The sequence below is a fragment of the Hydrogenophaga flava NBRC 102514 genome, assembly GCF_001571145.1.
Taxonomy (GTDB): domain Bacteria; phylum Pseudomonadota; class Gammaproteobacteria; order Burkholderiales; family Burkholderiaceae_C; genus Hydrogenophaga; species Hydrogenophaga flava.
In genome coordinates, this window is sequence record NZ_BCTF01000011.1 from 25,220 (window position 1) to 43,115 (window position 17,896).

A 17,896-nucleotide genomic window follows, 5' to 3' on the forward strand; every position below is an offset into this window, starting at 1 on the left:
CGTCCGGCCGCCGACCCCGTGTAAACCCTCGGACACCTGCGGGTGCCTGCGGCCTACACTTCGGCCAAGTGGTCAGACCAATTTACCAACTTACCAGCCATGCCCTTTCAACCCATCGAGCCGAGACGGCTGTACCGCCAGATTGCCGACCAGCTGCGCCAGCTCATCCAGAGCGGCGAGTTCGCGGTGGGCTCGCGCCTGCCGGCCGAACGCGACCTGGCGGCCAAGATGGGTGTGTCGCGCCCCTCGGTGCGGGAAGCGCTGATCGCGCTGGAAGTGCAGGGGCTGATCGAGGTGCGCGGTGGTTCGGGCATCGTGGTCGTCCGCCGCGAGCCGGTGCAGCTGCTCGACAACGCGCACGGCCCGCTGGAAATCATCCGGGCGCGGCAGCTGATCGAATGTGAACTGGCCGCAGTGGCCGCGGGCAGCGGCGACAACACCCTGGTGCCCGACCTGGAAGAGGCCCTGCGCGAGATGGAGAGCGACATCCTTGCCAGCACGCTGCCGATCAAGGGCGACCGCAACTTCCACCTGCGCATCGCCCAGGCCAGCGAAAACAGCCCCTTGCTGGCGGTCGTCACGCAGCTCTTCGACGAGCGCAACGGCCCGCTGTTTGCCCGCCTGGGCAGCCACTTCGAGCGCGAAACCACCTGGCGGCAGGCGGTGGCCGAGCACCGGGCCGTTGTCCGGGCCATCGAGCGCAACGACGCGCAGGCCGCCCGCCAGGCCATGAGCCACCACCTCGAACGTTCGCACCAGCGCTTCTCGGCCGGCTGGATGGCGCCCACTGACACCGAAACCCCCAAGAGCACCGCATGAGCCTGGCCTGCACCCTGCACGGACCCCTGCAACTGAGCGTGGAAACGCTGGCGCCGGTCGAGCCGGCCACCGGCCAGGTGCGCCTGCGCCTGGGCGCCGGGGGCATCTGCGGCTCCGATCTGCACTACTACCAGCACGGCCGCGCCGGCGCCTTCGCCATCCGCGCGCCCTTCGTGCCCGGCCACGAGGCTTCCGGGGTGGTGGAGGCGGTGGGGCCCGGGGTCACGCGGGTGCGCCCGGGCCAGAAGGTGGCCGTGAACCCGGCCCACCCCTGCGGCGTGTGCCCGGCCTGCCGCGCCGGCCGCAGCAACCTGTGCGAAAAAATGGTCTTCCTGGGCAGCGCCGCGATCTTCCCGCACCTGCCGGGCCTGTTCCGGGAACAGTTCGTGGTCGCAGAGTCGCAGCTCACCGCGGTGGACGAAGACGTGTGCCTGGGCGAGATCGCCTGCGCCGAGCCGCTGTCGGTCGGGCTGCACGCGGTGCGCCGCGCGGGTTCCGTGCTGGGTGCCACGGTGCTGGTCACCGGCGCAGGCACCATCGGCTGCATGTCGGTGATCGCCGCGCGGCTGGCCGGGGCGGGGCGCGTGCTCTGCAGCGACCCCAGCGAGCGGGCACGCGACATGGCGCTCACCGTCGGCGCCGACGATGTCCAGCCCGACACCAGCGCCTGGAAGGGCCAGGTGGACGTGGCGATCGAGGCGGCGGGGCACCCCTCCGCGCTCGCCGGCTGCCTGTCGGCCGTGCGCCGCGGCGCGCGCATCGTGCAGGTCGGCACGCTGCCGCCCGAGCTGCCGTTCCCGGCCAACGACATCATGACCCGCGAGCTCGACTACGTGGGGGCCTTTCGGGCCGACATCGAATTCGACTGGGCCGTTCAGGCCATCCGCAGCCGGCGCGCCGACGTGCGCCCGCTCATCAGTGCACAGATCCCGATCAGCGAATCGAAGGCGGCCTTCGATTTGGCTTTGGACCGCAGCCGCAGCACCAAGGTGCAGCTCATCCCCGGCTAGGCGCCGGTTGACTCACTTTTTCTACAACGACAGGAGACACCGAATGAACACCCAACGCATCACCCTGACCCTGGCCGCCGGTCTGATCGCCGCCGCCCCCGCCTTCGCCCAGACCAAGCTCAAGTGGGCCCACGTCTATGAAACCACCGAGTCCTTCCACACCGCGTCCGTGTGGGCGGCCGAGGAGATCAAGAAGCGCAGCGGCGGCCGCTACCAGATCGACGTGTACCCCGCGTCGCAGCTGGGCAAGGAAAACGACATCAACCAGGGCCTGTCCCTGGGCACGGTGGACATCATCATTTCCGGCTCCAGCTTCGCGGCCAAGGCCTTCCCGCGCATCGGCGTCACCTACTACCCCTACACCTTCCGCGACGTGGACCACCTGCTGGCCTACACCAAGAGCGACATCTACAAGGAGCTGACGGCGGGCTACGAGCAGAAGAGTGGCAACGAGATCATCGCCACCACCTACTACGGCACGCGCCACACCACCAGCAACCGGCCCATCGCCAAGTGCGCCGACATGAAGGGCCTGAAGATGCGCGTGCCCGACGTGCCGGCCTACCTGGCCATGCCGCGTGCCTGCGGTGCGAACACCTCGCCCATCGCCTTCGCCGAGGTCTACCTCGCCCTGCAGAACGGCACCGTGGAAGCGCAGGAAAACCCGCTGCCCACCATCGATGCCAAGAAGTTCTTCGAGGTGCAAAAGCACATCGTGCTCACCGGCCACATCGTGGACCACCTGAACACCGTGGTGGCCGGCGGCCTGTGGAAGAAGCTCTCCGACGCCGACAAGAAGATGTTCACCGAGGTGGCCCAGGAGGCCGCAGCCAGGGCCTCGAAGGAAGTGGCCGCCCGCGAGAAGGAGCTGGCCGCCGTGTTCCGCAGCAAGGGCGTGAGCGTGAACGAGGTCAACACCGGCGAGTTCCGCGACACCGTGCTGAAGAACGTGCCCTTCGAGCAGTTCGGCTACCAGAAGGCCGACTGGGACCGCATCCAGGCTGTGAAGTAAGGCGGAGGACGGCATGTCGCTTCAGAGCGCTCTGCCCGATGCCGTGGGTGCGTCGGCCTCGCACCCGGTGGAAACCAGCGTGGAAGCGCTGGCCGCCAGCTTCGCCGAGGCCGACCGGCACCCGGTGGACCTCTCGGGCTACGGCATCGAGGACTGGGTCTGCCTGGGCTTCTTCTGGACCATGGCCGGCCTGGTGTTCCTGCAGTTCTTCACCCGCTACGTGCTGAACGACTCGTTCGCCTGGACCGAGGAGCTGGCCGTGTACTGCCTGATGCCGGTGGTCTTCATCGGGGCGTCCATGTGCGTGCGGCGCATGCGCCACATCCAGGTCAACCTGCTGTACGGCCACCTGCCCGCATTCGCGGGCCGGGTGCTGTCCACCGCGGTGGACCTGGCGGCCATCGCCTTCTATGGCTACGCCAGCTGGCTGGTGGCGCGCTACGCGCTGGCGGTGGACAACGAGCCCATGACCACCATCGACTGGAACAAGAGCTATGTGTACTGGCTCGCCTTCGCCGGCTTCGCCCTGATGACCGTGCGCGGCGTGCAGGTGGCGGTGGAGAACTGGCGGCGCGGCTTCTCGCCGCTGCAGAACCCCGCCCACTTCGAAGACGCGACCCACTGACGCCCGCCCACACGGAATCCTCTCCATGCTCATCCTGATTCTTTCCTTCGTGGGGCTGATGCTCTGCGGTCTGCCCGTGGCCGTGGCCATGGCGGGCGGCTCGCTGATCTACATCCTGGTCTCGGGCAGCGTGCCCGACATCGTGCTGGCCCAGCGCATGATCTCCGGCATCGAGTCGTTCCCGCTGCTGGCGGTGCCGTTCTTCATCCTGGCCGGCAACCTGATGAACATCGCCGGCATCACCGGCCGCATCTACAACTTCGCGATCGCGCTGGTGGGCTGGATGAAGGGCGGCCTGGGGCAGGTCAACATCATCGGCTCGGTGATCTTCTCGGGCATGTCTGGCACGGCCATCGCCGACGCGGCGGGCCTGGGCACCGTCGAGATCAAGGCCATGAAGGAGCACGGCTACTCCACCGAGTTCGCGGTGGGCGTGACGGCCGCTTCGGCCACGCTGGGCCCGATCTTTCCGCCGTCGCTGCCCTTTGTCATCTACGGGATGATGGCCAACGTCTCCATCGGCGCGCTGTTCGTGGCCGGCATCCTGCCGGGCATCGTGCTGACCGTGCTGATGATGCTCACCGTCGCCTACTACGCCCGCCGCCAGGGCTGGGGTGGCGACGTGGCGTTCCACTGGGGCCGCCTGGGCAGCGCCGGACTGGAGATCCTGCTGGTGCTGGCCTTCCCCATGGCCGTGTGGCTGGCGGTGAAGGCCGGGGCCTCGGTGAACGTGGCGGCCCTCTCGGCCTTCGTGGTGCTGCTGGTGCTGGACTGGCGCTACAACTTCTCGGCCGTGCTGGCCCTGATGGCCCCGGTGATCCTGATCGGCGGCATGACCATGGGCTGGTTCACCCCCACCGAGGCCGCCGTGGCCGCGGTGCTCTGGGCGCTGTTCCTGGGCCTGGTGCGCTACCGCTCCATGACGCTCAAGACGCTGGCCAAGGCCACTTTCGACACCATCGAGACCACGGCCTCGGTGCTGTTCATCGTCACCGCCGCGTCCATCTTCGCCTGGCTGCTCACCACCACGCAGGCCGCCCAGGCGCTGGCCGACTGGATCCTCTCGATCACCAGCAACAAGTGGGTGTTCCTGCTGCTGGCCAACCTGCTGATCCTGTTCGTGGGCTGCTTCATCGACACCATCGCCGCCATCACCATCCTGGTGCCCATCCTGCTGCCCATCGTGCTCAAGCTGGGCATCGACCCGGTGCAGTTCGGCCTCATCGTGACGCTGAACCTGATGATCGGCCTGATGACGCCTCCGCTGGGCATGGTGCTGTTCGTGCTGGCGCGCATCTCCAGGCTCTCGGTGGAGCGCGCCACCATGGCCATCCTGCCCTGGCTGATTCCGCTGCTGCTGGGCCTGGTGGCCATCACCTACATCCCGGCCCTCACGCTGTGGCTGCCGCAGCAGATGGGCTTGCTGAAATGAACCCGGTCATCCGCATCCACCCGAACGACGACGTGGTCATCGCTCGCCAGCAACTGCTGGGCGGCACGCGCCTCGAATCCGAAGGCATCAGCGTGTCGGGCCTGGTCCCGCCGGGTCACAAGATCGCGGTGCGCGCCATCGCGGCCGGCGAGCCGGTGCGCCGCTACAACCAGATCATCGGCACCGCCACCCAGGCCATCGCGCCCGGGCAGCACGTGCACACCCACAACCTGGCCTTCAGCCGTTTCGACCGCGGCCACGACGTGGGCGGCGATGTGCGGCCGGTGGCCTATGTGGACACCCCTGCCACGTTCGATGGCATCGTGCGCAGCGACGGTCGTGTGGCCACGCGCAACTACATCGGCGTGCTGACCAGCGTGAACTGCTCGGCCACGGTGGCGCGCGCCATCGCCGACCACTTCCGCCGCGACATCCATCCCGAGGCGCTGGCCGCGTTCCCGAACGTGGACGGCGTGGTCGCACTGACGCACGGCGCCGGCTGCGCCACCGACAGCGAAGGCGAGGGCCTGCACGTGCTGCGCCGCACGCTGGCGGGTTACGCGCGGCACGCCAACTTCGCCGCCGTGCTGGTGGTGGGGCTGGGCTGCGAGACCAACCAGATCCAGGGCCTGCTGGCGCAGGAAGGTCTGCGCGAAGGCGCCCAGCTGGTCACCTTCAGCATCCAGGACACCGGCGGCACCGCAAAAAGCGTGGCGCGCGGCATCGAGGCCGTGCGGGCCCTGCTGCCCGAGGCCAATGCGGTGCAGCGTCAGCCCGTGCCCGCCAGCCACCTGGTGGTGGGCCTGCAGTGCGGCGGCTCCGACGGCTACTCCGGCATCAGCGCCAACCCGGCACTGGGCGCCGCGGTGGACCTGGTGGTGCGCCACGGTGGCACGGCCGTGCTGTCCGAGACGCCCGAGATCTATGGTGGCGAACACCTGCTGCTGCAGCGCGCGGTGTCGCAGGCCGTTGCCGACAAGCTCGAAGCCCGGCTGCGCTGGTGGACCGACTACTGCGCCCGCCACCACGCCGAGATGGACAACAACCCATCGGCAGGCAACAAGGCCGGCGGCCTGACCACCATCCTGGAAAAGTCGCTCGGCGCCATCGCCAAGGGCGGCACCACGCCCCTGGTGGACGTCTACGAATACGCGCAGCCGATCGCTGCCAAGGGTTTCGTCTACATGGACACCCCGGGCTACGACCCGGTGTCCGCCACCGGCCAGGTGGCCGGCGGTGCCAACCTCATCTGTTTCACCACCGGGCGCGGTTCGGCCTACGGCTGCGCGCCGTCGCCCTCGCTCAAGCTGGCCACCAACAGCGCGCTGTGGGCCCGGCAGGAAGAGGACATGGACATCAACTGCGGCACCGTCATCGACGGCAGCGAGAGCGTGGAGCAGCTGGGCGAACGCATCTTCCGCGACATGCTGGCCGCCGCCTCGGGCCGCAAGACCAAGAGCGAGCTGCACGGCTACGGCCAGAACGAGTTCGTGCCCTGGGCACTCGGCGCGGTGATGTGAGGCCATGACGAACACCACGATCCGCGAGCTGCGCTTCTTTGAAGCCACCTCCACCCTGTCGCGCCCCATCGCCGATGCGACGCACCAGATTCCCGCCATCGAGTTCATCGTGGCCGAGATCGTGCTGGCCAACGGCGTGCGCGGCCAGGGCTACCTGCTGGCCTTTCACTACTCGCGCGCGGCCATCCGCGGTGCGCTGCGCGACATCGAACCCCTGGTGCTCGGGGCTGACGCGGCGGCGCCGGGTGCCTTCATCGCACAGGCCGAACGTGAGCACGAGTACTTCGGCCACGAGGGCGTGCAGCGTTGGGCGGTGGGGCTGATCAACATCGCGATGTGGGACGCCTGGGCCCGCACGCTGGGCGCGCCCATGCACCGGCTGCTGGGGCAGACGCGCGCCAGCGTGCCGGTGTACGGCTCGGGCGGCTGGCTGTCCTACAGCGACGACGAGCTGCTGGACGAGGTGCGCGGCTACGTGGGCCGCGGCTTCTATGCCGTCAAGATCAAGGTGGGCTCGCCCGACGTGCAGCGCGACCTGGAGCGCCTGCGCCGGGTGCGCGAGGCCGTGGGGCCCCGGGTGCGCGTGATGATGGACGCCAACCAGGGCTGCGACCTGGCCGGCGCGCTGACCCTGGCGCGCGCGGCCCTGCCGCTGGGCATCACCTGGTTCGAGGAGCCGCTGCACCACCACGACGTCGCGGGCTACGCCACGCTGCGCCGCCAGTGCGGCATCAGCCTGGCCATGGGCGAGCGCGAGTACGACACCCGCACCCTGCAGGCCCTGATCGCCGCCGACGGCATTGACCTCTGGCAGCCCGACCTGCTGCGCATCGGCAGCGTGGAGGCCTGGCGCGCGTCGGCCGCCCTGGCCCAGGCGCACCACCTGCCCGTGCTGCCCCACTACTACCGCGACTACGACGTGCCGCTGCTGTGCAGCATTCCCAACGGGCTGGCGGCCGAGAGCTTCGACTGGATCGACGCCCTCATCGACCAGCCCCTGACCATCCACCACGGCCAGGCCCTGCCCCGGGAGGGCGCGGGCTGGGGCTTCCGCTTCCTCGAAGCGCATCTGAAAGAAATGGCGCCATGAAAATCACCTCAGCCAAAGTCATCGTCTGCGCACCCAGCCGCAACTTCGTGACCCTGAAAATCGAGACCGACGAGGGCCTGACCGGCATCGGCGATGCCACGCTCAACGGCCGCGAACTCGCGGTGGCGAGCTACCTCACCGACCACGTCATTCCCTGCCTGATCGGCCGCGACCCGCAGCAGATTGAAGACATCTGGCAGTACCTCTACAAGGGCGCCTACTGGCGCCGCGGTCCGGTGACCATGAGCGCCATCGCGGGCGTGGACACGGCGCTGTGGGACATCAAGGCCAAGGCCGCCAACATGCCGCTGTACCAGCTGCTGGGTGGCAAGAGCCGCACCGGCGTGATGGTCTACGGCCACGCCAATGGCAAGGACATCACCCAGACCGTCGAGGAAGTGCTGCGCTACAAGGAGATGGGCTACAAGGCCATCCGCGCGCAAAGTGGCGTGCCGGGGCTGGAGAAGGTCTACGGCGTGGGCCGCGGCAGCATGTTCTACGAACCCGCCGACGCCGACCTGCCCAGCGAACACGACTGGTCCACCGAGAAGTACCTGCGCCACACGCCCGAGCTGTTCGACAAGGTGCGCGCCGCCGTGGGGCCCGACATCCACCTGCTGCACGACGCGCACCACCGCCTCACGCCCATCGAGGCCGCGCGCCTGGGCAAGGACCTGGAACCCTACCGCCTGTTCTGGCTGGAGGACACCACGCCGGCCGAGAACCAGGAGTCCTTCCGCCTGATCCGCCAGCACACCACCACGCCGCTGGCCGTGGGCGAGATCTTCAACACCATCTGGGACTGCAAGGACCTGATCCAGAACCAGCTGATCGACTACATCCGCACCACCGTGGTCCACGCCGGCGGCATCACCCACCTGCGCCGCATCGCCGACCTGGCCGCGCTCTACCAGGTGCGCACCGGCTCGCACGGCGCCACCGACCTCTCGCCCGTGTGCATGGGCGCGGCGCTCAACTTCGACCTCTGGGTGCCCAACTTCGGCATCCAGGAGTACATGCGCCACACCGACGAAACCGACGCTGTGTTCCCCCACGCCTACAGCTTCAAGGACGGCCTCATGCACCCCGGCGAGGCGCCCGGCCACGGCGTGACCGTCGACGAGGCGCTGGCTGCGAAGTACCCCTACAAGCGCGCCTACCTGCCGGTCAACCGCCTGCAGCACGACGGCACCCTGACCAACTGGTGAGCGCACCCATGAACCGACTCGACGACCGCACGGTGGGCGCCTTGCCCGCCACCGTGACTCGCCCACCCTACGACCGCCAGCGCCTGCAGCAGGGCATCGTGCATCTGGGCATCGGCGCCTTCATGCGCGCCCACCTGGCGGCCGCCACCGAAGCAGCCATCGCCGCCGGGGACCTGCGCTGGGGCATCGTCGGCGTGTCGCTGCGCCAGCCCGACACGCGCGACGCGCTGCAGCCGCAGGACGGCCTTTACACTCTGGCGATCCGTGACGCCGACGCCCAGGGCCAGCCGCGCCAGCGCCTGCAGGTGATCGGCGCGGTGCGCAGTCTGCTGGTGGCGCCCGAGAACCCCGGCGCGGTGCTGGACGCCATCGCCGCTGCCGACACCCGCATCGTGAGCCTGACCGTGACGGAGAAGGGCTACTGCCACGACCCGGCCACCGGCGCGCTGCGGCTGGACCACCCGGACATCGTCCACGACCTGGGCCACCCGCACACGCCGCGCTCGGCCATCGGCATGCTGGTGTTTGGTCTGCAGCGGCGCTTCGCGCAAGGCCGCGGCCCGCTCACGCTGATGTCGCTGGACAACCTGCCCGCCAACGGCCGCGTGCTGCGCGGTGCGGTGCTGCGCTTCGCCGAAGTGGTGAGCCCGGCGCTGGCGAAGCGCATCGCCGACGACTGCCGGTTTCCCTGCTCGATGGTGGACCGCATCGTGCCCCGCACCACCGACGCCGACCGCGCCGCCGTGTCGCAGGCGCTGGGCGCCGAAGACCGCTGGCCAGTGCTGGGCGAACCCTTTTTCGACTGGGCGGTGGAAGACCACTTTGCCGCCGACCGACCCGACTGGACGCTGGGCGGCGCGCGCTTCGTGGCCGCCGCCGAACCCTTTGAGCGGCTCAAGCTGCGCATGGTCAACGGCACGCACTCCAGCCTGGCCTACCTGGGCGCCATGGCCGGCTGGCAAACCGTGGACCAGGCGATTGCCCAGGCCCCGCTGCGCACGCACATCGAAGCGCTGATGCGCGACGAGATCGAGCCCACCCTGGCCGACCTGCCCGGGCTGGACCTGCCCGCCTACCGCGCCAACCTGCTGGCCCGCTACGCCAACCCCGCGCTGGCGCACCGCACCCACCAGATCGCCATGGACGGCTCGCAGAAGCTGCCGCAGCGCCTGCTCGGCACCGTGCGCGACCGCCTGGCGCGGGGCCTGCCTGTGCCGCGCATGGCCCTGGGGGTCGCGGCCTGGATGCACTACCTGCGCGGCGTGGACGAGCAGGGCAACGCCTACGCCATCGACGACCCCCACGCGGCCGACCTGACCGCGCTCCACCAGCGCACGCTGGGGCAGGGCGCCAGCGCCGCGGCCGTGCAGGCCATGCTGTCCTATGCGCCGGTGTTCGGTGACCTGGCGGGCAACGAGGCACTGGCCGACGCGCTGCTTCCTGCCCTGCAATCGCTGCAGACGCGTGGCGTGCGGGCCACGCTGGAGGCGGTGAACCACAGGGAGCTGGGCGCATGACGACGGTTCCCGAACCACTCGATGTGCTGACGCTGGGCGAGACCATGGCCCTGCTGGTGGCCCAGGAGCCCGGACCGCTGGAGCAGGTGCAGACCTTCAGCAAGCGGCTGGCGGGCGCCGACAGCAATGTGGCCATCGGTCTGGCCCGCCTGGGCTTCCGCGTGGGCTGGGTCAGCCGTCTGGGTGCCGACTCGTTCGGCCGTTACGTGCGACAAGCCATCGAGGCCGAAGGCGTGGACACCTCGCAGGTGGAGATCGACCCGAACCGCTCCACCGGCTTCATGCTCAAGTCGCGCAGCCTGGACGGCAGCGACCCGGCCATCGAGTACTACCGCCGCAACTCCGCCGCCAGCCAGCTCGGGCTGGCCAACCTGCCAGCTGCCTACGCGCTGCGCGCACGGCACCTGCACGCCACCGGCATCACGCCCGCGCTGTCGCCCGCGGCCTGCGAGGTGGTGGCGCACGCCATGCAGAGCCTGCGCGCCGCGGGCCGCAGCGTCTCCTTCGACCCCAATCTGCGCCCGCGGCTGTGGCCCGACACCGCCACCATGCGCGACACCCTGAACGACCTGGCCCGCCACGCCGACTGGGTGCTGCCCGGCATCGAGGAAGGCCGGCTGCTCACGGGCCAGTCCACCCCCGCCGACATCGCCGCCTGGTACCTCGACCGGGGCGCGAAAGCCGTGGTGGTCAAGCTCGGCGCCGAGGGCGCCTACTTCAGCACCGCCGATGGCGCGCAGGGCACCGTGCCCGGCTTGCCGGTGCCTGTGGTGGTGGACACCGTGGGCGCGGGCGACGCTTTCGCGGTGGGCATCATCAGCGCCCGGCTCGAAGGCCTGGGCTGGCCCCAGGCACTTAGGCGCGCCAACTGGATCGCCTCGCTCGCGCTGCAGGTGATCGGCGACATGGAAGGCCTGCCCACGCGGCGCGAACTCAACGAACAGAACATCGACTGAATACAAGGAACACCATGCTGACCGTTGTCTGCGAAACCCCTGGCACCCTGCTGGCCCAGGACCGCCCCATGCCCGAACGCGGTGCCGACGAGGTGCTGCTGCGCGTCAAGCGCGTGGGCGTGTGCGGCACCGACCTGCACATCTTCACCGGCAAACAGCCCTATCTGAGCTACCCGCGCGTGATGGGCCACGAGCTCTCGGGCATCGTGGACGCCGCGCCGGAAAGCAGCACTCTGCGCGCCGGCGACACGGTCTACGTCATGCCCTACCTGTCCTGCGGCCATTGCATCGCCTGCCGCGCGGGCAAGACCAACTGCTGCACACAGATCCAGGTGCTCGGCGTGCACCGCGACGGCGCTTTCACCGAATACCTCAGCGTGCCCCAGGCCTTCGTGCACAAGGCCGAAGGGGTGACGCTCGACCAGGCCGCCATGGTGGAGTTCCTGGCCATCGGCGCCCACGCGGTGCGGCGTTCGGGCCTGAGCGCGGGGCAGCGCGTGCTGGTGGTGGGGGCCGGCCCCATCGGCATGGCCGCCATGATCTTTGCGCAGCTGCGCGGCGCCACCGTCACCGCGCTGGACGGCCGGCAGGACCGGGTTGATTTCTGCACCCGTTCGCTGGGCGTTCACGCGGGCGTTCCGCTGGGCGAGGGCGACGAGGCCCAGCTGGCCGCGCTGACCAGCGGCGAGTTCTACGACGTGGTGTTCGACGCCACCGGCAACCCCCAGGCCATGGAGCGCGGCTTCAAGTTCGTGGCCCACGGCGGCAGCTATGTGCTGATCTCGGTGGTGAGTGCAAGCATCAGCTTCTCCGACCCCGAGTTCCACAAGCGCGAGATGACGCTGATGGGCAGCCGCAACGCCACCACCGAAGACTTCCGCACCGTGCTCGACGCCATGCGCGCGGGCCAGATTCCCGACAGCCTGAACACCCATCGTCTGGCCCTGGCCGAGGTGCCCACCCGGTTCCAGAACCTGCTCGACCCCACCGCGGGGGTGATCAAGGCCATCGTGGAGTGCTGACAGTGGACCTGCTTGGACCACCGCGCCATGCTGCACACGCCGGGACTGCATGAGCTGTCCGATCGCACCGTCCGGTCCTGCCCGATCTGGACATATGCTTCGGTCAAAGGAGGTTTGCATGAAACGCGTGATTGCTTTGTGTGTCGTTGGATTGGTAGCCTGTGCCAACACAGGCGTTGTGCCCATGGACAAAGGCACTTACCTCATCGCCAAAAAGAGCCCCCAGGTTGGCTTTGGGCCACCTATTGGTATCAAGGGAGAGGCATACACCGAGGCAAACGAGTTCTGTTCGAAGGACGGCAAGGCCGTCGAAACCATCAAGCTTGAAGAAACAAACTCCGGGTTTGCCAGATCGGCTGCCGTATCGCTTGAGTTTCGTTGTGTGCCGAAGTAGATGCAGAAATGCGAAGGGGCGACGGTCACCCGTCGCCCCTTCGCATTTCTGAACCCCTCAGCGGCAATCAGCTGAAAAAGCTCTTCGCCTTCTCGAACCAGCCCTTGTCGTTCGGGCTGTGCTTGTGGCCGCCTTTCTTGAACGACTCGTCGAGTTCCTTGAGCAGCTTGCGCTGGTGTTCGGTCAGCTTGACCGGCGTCTCCACCGCCACGTGGCAGTACAGGTCGCCGGGGTAGCTGCTGCGCACCCCCTTGACGCCCTTGCCGCGCAGGCGGAAGGTCTTGCCGCTCTGCGTGCCTTCGGGCAGGTCGATGGTGGCCTTGCCTTGCAGCGTGGGCACGTCGATCTCGCCGCCAAGCGCGGCGGTCGTCATGCTCACCGGCACCTGGCAATGCAGGTCGTCGCCTTCGCGTTCGAAGATGTCGTGCTTGCGCAGGCGGATCTCGATGTAGAGGTCGCCGGCCGGGCCGCCGTTCTGGCCCGGTTCGCCGTTGCCGCTGGAGCGGATGCGCTGGCCGTCGTCGATGCCCGCGGGGATCTTGATTTCCAGCGTCTTCTGCTTCTTGATCTTGCCCTGGCCGCTGCAGGTGGTGCAGGGCTCGGGGATGATCTTGCCGCTGCCGTGGCAGTGCGGGCAGGTCTGCTGCACGCTGAAGAAACCCTGGCGCATCTGCACCACGCCCTGGCCATGACAGGTCGAGCAGGTCTTGACGCTGGTGCCCGGCTTGGCGCCGGTGCCCTTGCAGCTTTCGCAGTCGTCCCAGCTGGGAATGCGGATCTGCGTCTCCTTGCCGGTGGCCGCTTCTTCCAGCGTGATTTCCATGGCGTAGGACAGGTCCGCGCCGCGGTACACCTGCCGGCCGCCACCGCCGCGGCGGGCGCCGCCGAAGATGTCGCCGAAGATGTCGCCGAAGGCCTCGCCGAAGCCGGCAAAACCTTCTGCGCCGGGGCCGCCCGGGCCGCGCATGTTCGGGTCCACGCCGGCGTGGCCGTACTGGTCGTAGGCGGCCTTCTTCTGCGGGTCCGACAGCATCTCGTAGGCCTCTTTGGCCTCCTTGAACTTCTCTTCGGCGCCCTTGGCAGCATCACCCTGGTTGCGGTCCGGGTGGTACTTCATCGCCAGCTTGCGATACGCCTTCTTGATCTCGTCGTCCGAAGCGTTCTTGGGCACGCCCAGCACTTCGTAAAAATCGCGTTTGGCCATGGTGGTCAATCGGGGTTCTGTTGAGTACGAACGCCGCGCCAGGTTGCCCCGGCGCGGCGGTCACGGTTGCTCGGCCGGGGCCGCCGATCAGCCCTTCTTCACTTCCTTGACTTCGGCATCGACGATGTCGTCGTCCTTGGCGCTGGACGAGGCGCCGGCGCCGGCCTGCTCGGCACCACCAGCGGCACCACCGGCGGCTCCCGCTGCTGCGGCGGCTTCGGCCTGCGAGGCGGCGTACACCTTCTCGCCCAGCTTCTGGCTGGTGGTCATCAGGGCCTCGGTCTTGGCTTCGATGGCGGCCTTGTCGTCACCCTTGGCGGCTTCTTCCAGGGCCTTGATCGCGTCCTCGATGGCGCTCTTTTCAGCGGCTTCGAGCTTGTCGCCGTGTTCGCCCAGGCTCTTCTTGACGCTGTGCACCGAGGCTTCGGCCTGGTTGCGGGCCTGCACCAGCTCGACCTTCTTGTGGTCTTCGGCGGCGTTCAGCTCGGCGTCCTTCACCATCTGCTGGATCTCGGCCTCGGACAGGCCCGAGTTCGCCTTGATGGTGATCTTGTTTTCCTTGCCGGTGCCCTTGTCCTTGGCGCCCACATGCAGGATGCCGTTGGCGTCGATGTCGAAGGTCACTTCAATCTGCGGCATGCCGCGCGGTGAAGCGGGGATGCCTTCGAGGTTGAACTCGCCCAGCAGCTTGTTGCCCGAGGCGATTTCGCGCTCGCCCTGGAACACCTTGATGGTCACGGCCGGCTGGTTGTCCTCGGCGGTGGAGAACACCTGGCTGAACTTGGTCGGGATGGTGGTGTTCTTGCCGATCATCTTGGTCATGACGCCGCCCATGGTCTCGATGCCCAGGGAGAGCGGGGTCACGTCCAGCAGCAGCACGTCCTTGCGGTCACCCGAGAGCACCTGGCCCTGGATGGCGGCGCCCACGGCCACGGCCTCGTCGGGGTTCACGTCCTTGCGCGGGTCCTTGCCGAAGAACTCCTTGACCTTCTCCTGCACCTTGGGCATGCGGGTCATGCCGCCGACCAGAATCACGTCGTGGATGTCGCCCACGGCCACACCGGCGTCCTTGATGGCCATGCGGCAGGGCGCGATGGTGCGTTCGATCAGCTCTTCCACCAGGGCTTCCAGCTTGGCGCGGGTGAGCTTGATGTTCAGGTGCTTCGGACCCGAGGCGTCGGCCGTGATATAGGGCAGGTTGATGTCGGTCGCGGCCGAGCTGGACAGCTCGATCTTGGCCTTTTCAGCGGCTTCCTTCAGGCGCTGCAGGGCCAGCACGTCCTTGCTCAGGTCGACGCCCTGTTCCTTCTTGAACTCGCCGATGATGAAGTCGATGATGCGCTGGTCGAAGTCTTCGCCGCCGAGGAAGGTGTCGCCGTTGGTGGACAGCACCTCGAACTGCTTTTCACCGTCGACGTCGGCGATCTCGATGATGGACACGTCAAACGTGCCACCGCCCAGGTCGTACACGGCGATCTTGCGGTCGCCCTTGTCCTGCTTGTCCAGGCCGAAGGCCAGGGCCGCGGCGGTGGGCTCGTTGATGATGCGCTTGACTTCCAGACCGGCGATGCGGCCGGCGTCCTTGGTGGCCTGGCGCTGGGCGTCGTTGAAGTAGGCCGGCACGGTGATCACGGCTTCGGTCACTGGTTCGCCCAGGTAGTCCTCGGCGGTCTTCTTCATCTTGCGCAGGATGTCGGCGCTGACCTGCTGGGCCGAGATCTTCTTGCCGCGCACTTCCACCCAGGCGTCGCCGTTGTCGGCGGCCACGATGGAGTAGGGCATCAGGTCGATGTCCTTCTGCACTTCCTTCTCGACGAACTTGCGGCCGATCAGGCGCTTGATGGCGTAGAGCGTGTTCTTGGGGTTGGTCACGGCCTGGCGCTTGGCCGAGGCGCCGACCAGCACTTCACCGTCTTCCTGGTAGGCCACGATCGACGGCGTGGTGCGCGCACCTTCCGAGTTCTCGATCACCTTGGTGGTGTTGCCTTCCATGATGGACACGCAGCTGTTGGTGGTGCCCAGGTCGATGCCGATGATTTTTCCCATGTTCTGCTCCGTTTTCGAAAGTTTGAATAAGTGTGTGGGGTGGGTGTGGACCCGCTGTGGAGGAGGTGTGGATAACCGGTGAAGATTTCAAGTCCGGCCAGCCAGGTTTTCTGCCCCTTCCGCTGTTTCTTCGCTGTCTTTATTTGGGGGCGGCGACCGTGACCAGCGCCGGGCGCAGCACGCGATCAGCGATCAGGTAGCCCTTTTGCAGCACGGTCACCACGGTGTTGGTGGGCTGGTCGGCCGGCACGAGGCTGATGGCCTGGTGCTGGTTGGGGTCGAACTTGGCGCCCGCTTCCGGTGCGATGGAGACCACCTTGTGGCGTTCCAGCGCGCTGCGCAGCTGCTTGAGCGTGGCTTCGGAGCCTTCGCGCAGCTGCTCCAGGGTCGCCTCCTGGATGGACAGACCGGCTTCGAAGCTGTCGAGCACCGGCAGCAGGCCCTCGGCAAAACTCTCGACCGCGAACTTGCGCGCCTTGGCCATTTCTTCCTCGGCGCGGCGCATGGTGTTCTGGGCTTCGGCCTTGGCGCGCAGGAACTGCTCGGCCAGGTCGGCGTTCTTGGCCTTGAGCTCGCTGACCTCGTTGGTCAGGGCGGCCAGCGCGTCGGCTTCCGCGACCGCAGCCGCGGCCAGGGCCTCTTCGGTGCTCATGGGGTGCTGGGGTGTCGGGGTGGTGTCGGCGGGAGGCGTGTTGGAACTCATGGCGTCAGGGGGGTGTTCTGGATGGCAAAAACAAACCGTGCGCGGCACATGGGGGCGCCGCAGCGGAATTCAAGGGAGGCCTCGCGACCGGCCGCCGGGCGGTGGAAATCGGGCCTTTGTCACGGGAACACCCATGAAACGGGTCCGATTCGGCCCCGAGGGCCGCGAAAAACCCGGTCTGGTCGACGCCGTGCTGGGGCGTGATTCTATGCGCCCGAAGGTCGTGCCAACCCCTGAGTCGCTGCGTGTCGGCCCCTTTGACGGGGCCCCCGCCCGTGGTCTGGCAGAGCCAGTTCCGCGGGGTGTGCGGGGCTCAGGGTGCGTGCGCGGCGGTGGGTGTGGCCACCGCAACCGCCATCGCTGCGCGCGCCTGCTGTTGCGCCCAGCGGCCGGCGAACTGCTGCACCTCGCCCATGCGCCGCGCCAGGTCGGCGCCCTGGTGGGTCAGGCGGTAGCCGTCGCCGGTGTGGTCCACCAGGCGGGCGGCGCGCAGTTCCTTGAGGCGGGTGTTGAGGGTGTTGGGCGTGACGCCACCGACGCTGTCCTGCAGCAGGCGGAAGGTCTGCGGGTGCCCGTCGCTCAGGGCCCAGATGACACGCATCGCATAGCGCGACTCAAGCAGGTCGAACAGCTGAATGATCGCCGCATGGTCTTTGGCACTCATGGTTTGTCTCCTGGACCAGCCTTCTGTGTCGAGGCCTGAAACCACTATACGGCGGGCGCTAGCAGTTCGCTAGCTGGAAAGCGAGCGCCAGCGGGAAAGCTCGCTCGGGATTTACCCGGATTGCGTCACTTGGAATAGACGCGCTGAAGCAGTTCCTTGAGCAGGTCCAGCTCCTGCTCCGAGAGGCGGCTGGCGACGTCTCTTTCGAGCTTCGTGGCCGTGGTCTGGGCGTCTTTCTGCAGCTTCCTGCCCGCAGGCGAGAGGTGCAGGCCCTGGGCGCGGCGGTCGGTCGGGTGCGGCCGGCGCTCGATCAGGCCGCGCTTGTCCAGGCTCTTGACCATGCCCACCAGGTTGGGCGGCAGGATGTCCAGCGCGGCGCAGACCTGGCGCGAGGTGATGCCAGGGTTGTGGGCGATGAGTGTCAGCACCGAGAAGTCCACCGGGCGCAGGCCATACGGCGCCATTCGCTGCAGGAACACGCCGATCACCGCCAGTGCGGCGCGCCGGGCGTTGTAGCCCAGCAGGGATTCGAGGTAGCTGGTGTCGATGCCGCTGTCGGTCTCAGCCGCCGGATCGGCCCTGGACGGCGCCGGGGCCGCGGTTTTCCGTGGGGTGCGCGGTCGGCGCAGGGCGTTGGCGACAGTCGTTTCGGGCATGGATGCAGAGGATAACGG

The 17,896-nt window shown here is 68.1% G+C and carries 17 protein-coding genes; 12 read left to right on the top strand and 5 right to left on the bottom strand.

What is annotated here, in order from left to right; all coding sequences use genetic code 11:
• Positions 1-99 precede the first annotated feature (99 nt).
• The 12 genes from HFL01S_RS11080 (at position 100) to HFL01S_RS24690 (ending at position 12,605) form a co-directional block, all read left to right on the top strand.
• Complete coding sequence (locus HFL01S_RS11080) at positions 100-819, top strand: FadR/GntR family transcriptional regulator (protein ID WP_066258359.1); 720 nt, start codon at positions 100-102, stop codon at positions 817-819.
• Positions 816-1,829, top strand: a complete 1,014-nt coding sequence (locus HFL01S_RS11085; RefSeq protein ID WP_066258362.1) for an L-idonate 5-dehydrogenase — start codon at positions 816-818, stop codon at positions 1,827-1,829. Before HFL01S_RS11080 ends, HFL01S_RS11085 begins: the two co-directional genes overlap by 4 nt.
• A gap of 43 nt (positions 1,830-1,872) precedes the next feature.
• Positions 1,873-2,841 (top strand): sialic acid TRAP transporter substrate-binding protein SiaP, encoded by a 969-nt coding sequence (locus tag HFL01S_RS11090; protein ID WP_066258364.1) that lies wholly within the window; start codon positions 1,873-1,875, stop codon positions 2,839-2,841.
• Between the two features lie 13 nt (positions 2,842-2,854).
• Positions 2,855-3,466: a TRAP transporter small permease gene (locus HFL01S_RS11095; RefSeq protein ID WP_084383231.1), complete on the top strand. Its 612-nt coding sequence runs from the start codon at positions 2,855-2,857 to the stop codon at positions 3,464-3,466.
• A 25-nt stretch (positions 3,467-3,491) separates the two neighbouring features.
• Positions 3,492-4,898: a TRAP transporter large permease gene (locus HFL01S_RS11100; protein WP_066258366.1), complete on the top strand. Its 1,407-nt coding sequence runs from the start codon at positions 3,492-3,494 to the stop codon at positions 4,896-4,898.
• On the top strand, positions 4,895-6,418 hold the full coding sequence (locus HFL01S_RS11105) for a UxaA family hydrolase (RefSeq protein ID WP_066258368.1): 1,524 nt from the start codon (positions 4,895-4,897) through the stop codon (positions 6,416-6,418). Before HFL01S_RS11100 ends, HFL01S_RS11105 begins: the two co-directional genes overlap by 4 nt.
• Positions 6,419-6,422: 4 nt before the next feature.
• Entirely contained in the window at positions 6,423-7,508 is a 1,086-nt protein-coding gene (locus HFL01S_RS11110) for a mandelate racemase/muconate lactonizing enzyme family protein (RefSeq protein WP_066258370.1), read from the top strand.
• Entirely contained in the window at positions 7,505-8,716 is a 1,212-nt protein-coding gene (gene manD / locus HFL01S_RS11115; RefSeq protein WP_066258373.1) for a D-mannonate dehydratase ManD, read from the top strand. Before HFL01S_RS11110 ends, manD begins: the two co-directional genes overlap by 4 nt.
• Positions 8,717-8,724: 8 nt before the next feature.
• Positions 8,725-10,233 carry a mannitol dehydrogenase family protein gene (locus HFL01S_RS11120; protein ID WP_066258374.1) on the top strand — a complete coding sequence of 503 codons (1,509 nt, stop codon included), beginning with the start codon at positions 8,725-8,727 and terminating at the stop codon, positions 10,231-10,233.
• The gene (locus HFL01S_RS11125; protein WP_066258376.1) at positions 10,230-11,189 is read left to right on the top strand and encodes a sugar kinase; all 960 of its coding nucleotides are present in this window, start codon (positions 10,230-10,232) and stop codon (positions 11,187-11,189) included. Before HFL01S_RS11120 ends, HFL01S_RS11125 begins: the two co-directional genes overlap by 4 nt.
• Positions 11,190-11,203: 14 nt before the next feature.
• Positions 11,204-12,211, top strand: coding sequence for a zinc-binding alcohol dehydrogenase family protein (locus tag HFL01S_RS11130; protein WP_066258379.1), 1,008 nt, complete (start codon positions 11,204-11,206; stop codon positions 12,209-12,211).
• 118 nt (positions 12,212-12,329) lie between these two features.
• Positions 12,330-12,605 (top strand): hypothetical protein, encoded by a 276-nt coding sequence (locus HFL01S_RS24690; protein WP_245644786.1) that lies wholly within the window; start codon positions 12,330-12,332, stop codon positions 12,603-12,605.
• 67 nt (positions 12,606-12,672) lie between these two features.
• Here HFL01S_RS24690 and dnaJ read toward each other — a convergent pair whose 3' ends face one another.
• The 5 genes from dnaJ to HFL01S_RS11155 form a co-directional block, all read right to left on the bottom strand.
• On the bottom strand, positions 12,673-13,809 hold the full coding sequence (gene dnaJ, locus HFL01S_RS11135) for a molecular chaperone DnaJ (protein WP_066258593.1): 1,137 nt from the start codon (positions 13,807-13,809) through the stop codon (positions 12,673-12,675).
• Positions 13,810-13,896: 87 nt separating this feature from the next.
• The gene (gene dnaK / locus HFL01S_RS11140) at positions 13,897-15,855 is read right to left on the bottom strand and encodes a molecular chaperone DnaK (RefSeq protein ID WP_066258380.1); all 1,959 of its coding nucleotides are present in this window, start codon (positions 15,853-15,855) and stop codon (positions 13,897-13,899) included.
• A 139-nt stretch (positions 15,856-15,994) separates the two neighbouring features.
• Entirely contained in the window at positions 15,995-16,558 is a 564-nt protein-coding gene (gene grpE / locus HFL01S_RS11145; protein ID WP_066258382.1) for a nucleotide exchange factor GrpE, read from the bottom strand.
• 313 nt (positions 16,559-16,871) lie between these two features.
• Positions 16,872-17,222 (bottom strand): winged helix-turn-helix transcriptional regulator, encoded by a 351-nt coding sequence (locus HFL01S_RS11150; protein WP_066258384.1) that lies wholly within the window; start codon positions 17,220-17,222, stop codon positions 16,872-16,874.
• A gap of 125 nt (positions 17,223-17,347) precedes the next feature.
• The gene (locus HFL01S_RS11155; protein WP_066258386.1) at positions 17,348-17,878 is read right to left on the bottom strand and encodes a MarR family winged helix-turn-helix transcriptional regulator; all 531 of its coding nucleotides are present in this window, start codon (positions 17,876-17,878) and stop codon (positions 17,348-17,350) included.
• Positions 17,879-17,896 lie beyond the last annotated feature (18 nt).

Bases quoted from the DNA above. Each gene is read 5' to 3' on its own strand.
- HFL01S_RS11080 (WP_066258359.1), top strand. From the start codon at position 100: ATGCCCTTTCAACCCATCGAGCCGAGACGGCTGTACCGCCAGATTGCC.
- HFL01S_RS11085 (WP_066258362.1), top strand. From the start codon at position 816: ATGAGCCTGGCCTGCACCCTGCACGGACCCCTGCAACTGAGCGTGGAA.
- HFL01S_RS11090 (WP_066258364.1), top strand. From the start codon at position 1,873: ATGAACACCCAACGCATCACCCTGACCCTGGCCGCCGGTCTGATCGCC.
- HFL01S_RS11095 (WP_084383231.1), top strand. From the start codon at position 2,855: ATGTCGCTTCAGAGCGCTCTGCCCGATGCCGTGGGTGCGTCGGCCTCG.
- HFL01S_RS11100 (WP_066258366.1), top strand. From the start codon at position 3,492: ATGCTCATCCTGATTCTTTCCTTCGTGGGGCTGATGCTCTGCGGTCTG.
- HFL01S_RS11105 (WP_066258368.1), top strand. From the start codon at position 4,895: ATGAACCCGGTCATCCGCATCCACCCGAACGACGACGTGGTCATCGCT.
- HFL01S_RS11110 (WP_066258370.1), top strand. From the start codon at position 6,423: ATGACGAACACCACGATCCGCGAGCTGCGCTTCTTTGAAGCCACCTCC.
- manD (WP_066258373.1), top strand. From the start codon at position 7,505: ATGAAAATCACCTCAGCCAAAGTCATCGTCTGCGCACCCAGCCGCAAC.
- HFL01S_RS11120 (WP_066258374.1), top strand. From the start codon at position 8,725: ATGAACCGACTCGACGACCGCACGGTGGGCGCCTTGCCCGCCACCGTG.
- HFL01S_RS11125 (WP_066258376.1), top strand. From the start codon at position 10,230: ATGACGACGGTTCCCGAACCACTCGATGTGCTGACGCTGGGCGAGACC.
- HFL01S_RS11130 (WP_066258379.1), top strand. From the start codon at position 11,204: ATGCTGACCGTTGTCTGCGAAACCCCTGGCACCCTGCTGGCCCAGGAC.
- HFL01S_RS24690 (WP_245644786.1), top strand. From the start codon at position 12,330: ATGAAACGCGTGATTGCTTTGTGTGTCGTTGGATTGGTAGCCTGTGCC.
- dnaJ (WP_066258593.1), bottom strand. From the start codon at position 13,809: ATGGCCAAACGCGATTTTTACGAAGTGCTGGGCGTGCCCAAGAACGCT.
- dnaK (WP_066258380.1), bottom strand. From the start codon at position 15,855: ATGGGAAAAATCATCGGCATCGACCTGGGCACCACCAACAGCTGCGTG.
- grpE (WP_066258382.1), bottom strand. From the start codon at position 16,558: ATGAGTTCCAACACGCCTCCCGCCGACACCACCCCGACACCCCAGCAC.
- HFL01S_RS11150 (WP_066258384.1), bottom strand. From the start codon at position 17,222: ATGAGTGCCAAAGACCATGCGGCGATCATTCAGCTGTTCGACCTGCTT.
- HFL01S_RS11155 (WP_066258386.1), bottom strand. From the start codon at position 17,878: ATGCCCGAAACGACTGTCGCCAACGCCCTGCGCCGACCGCGCACCCCA.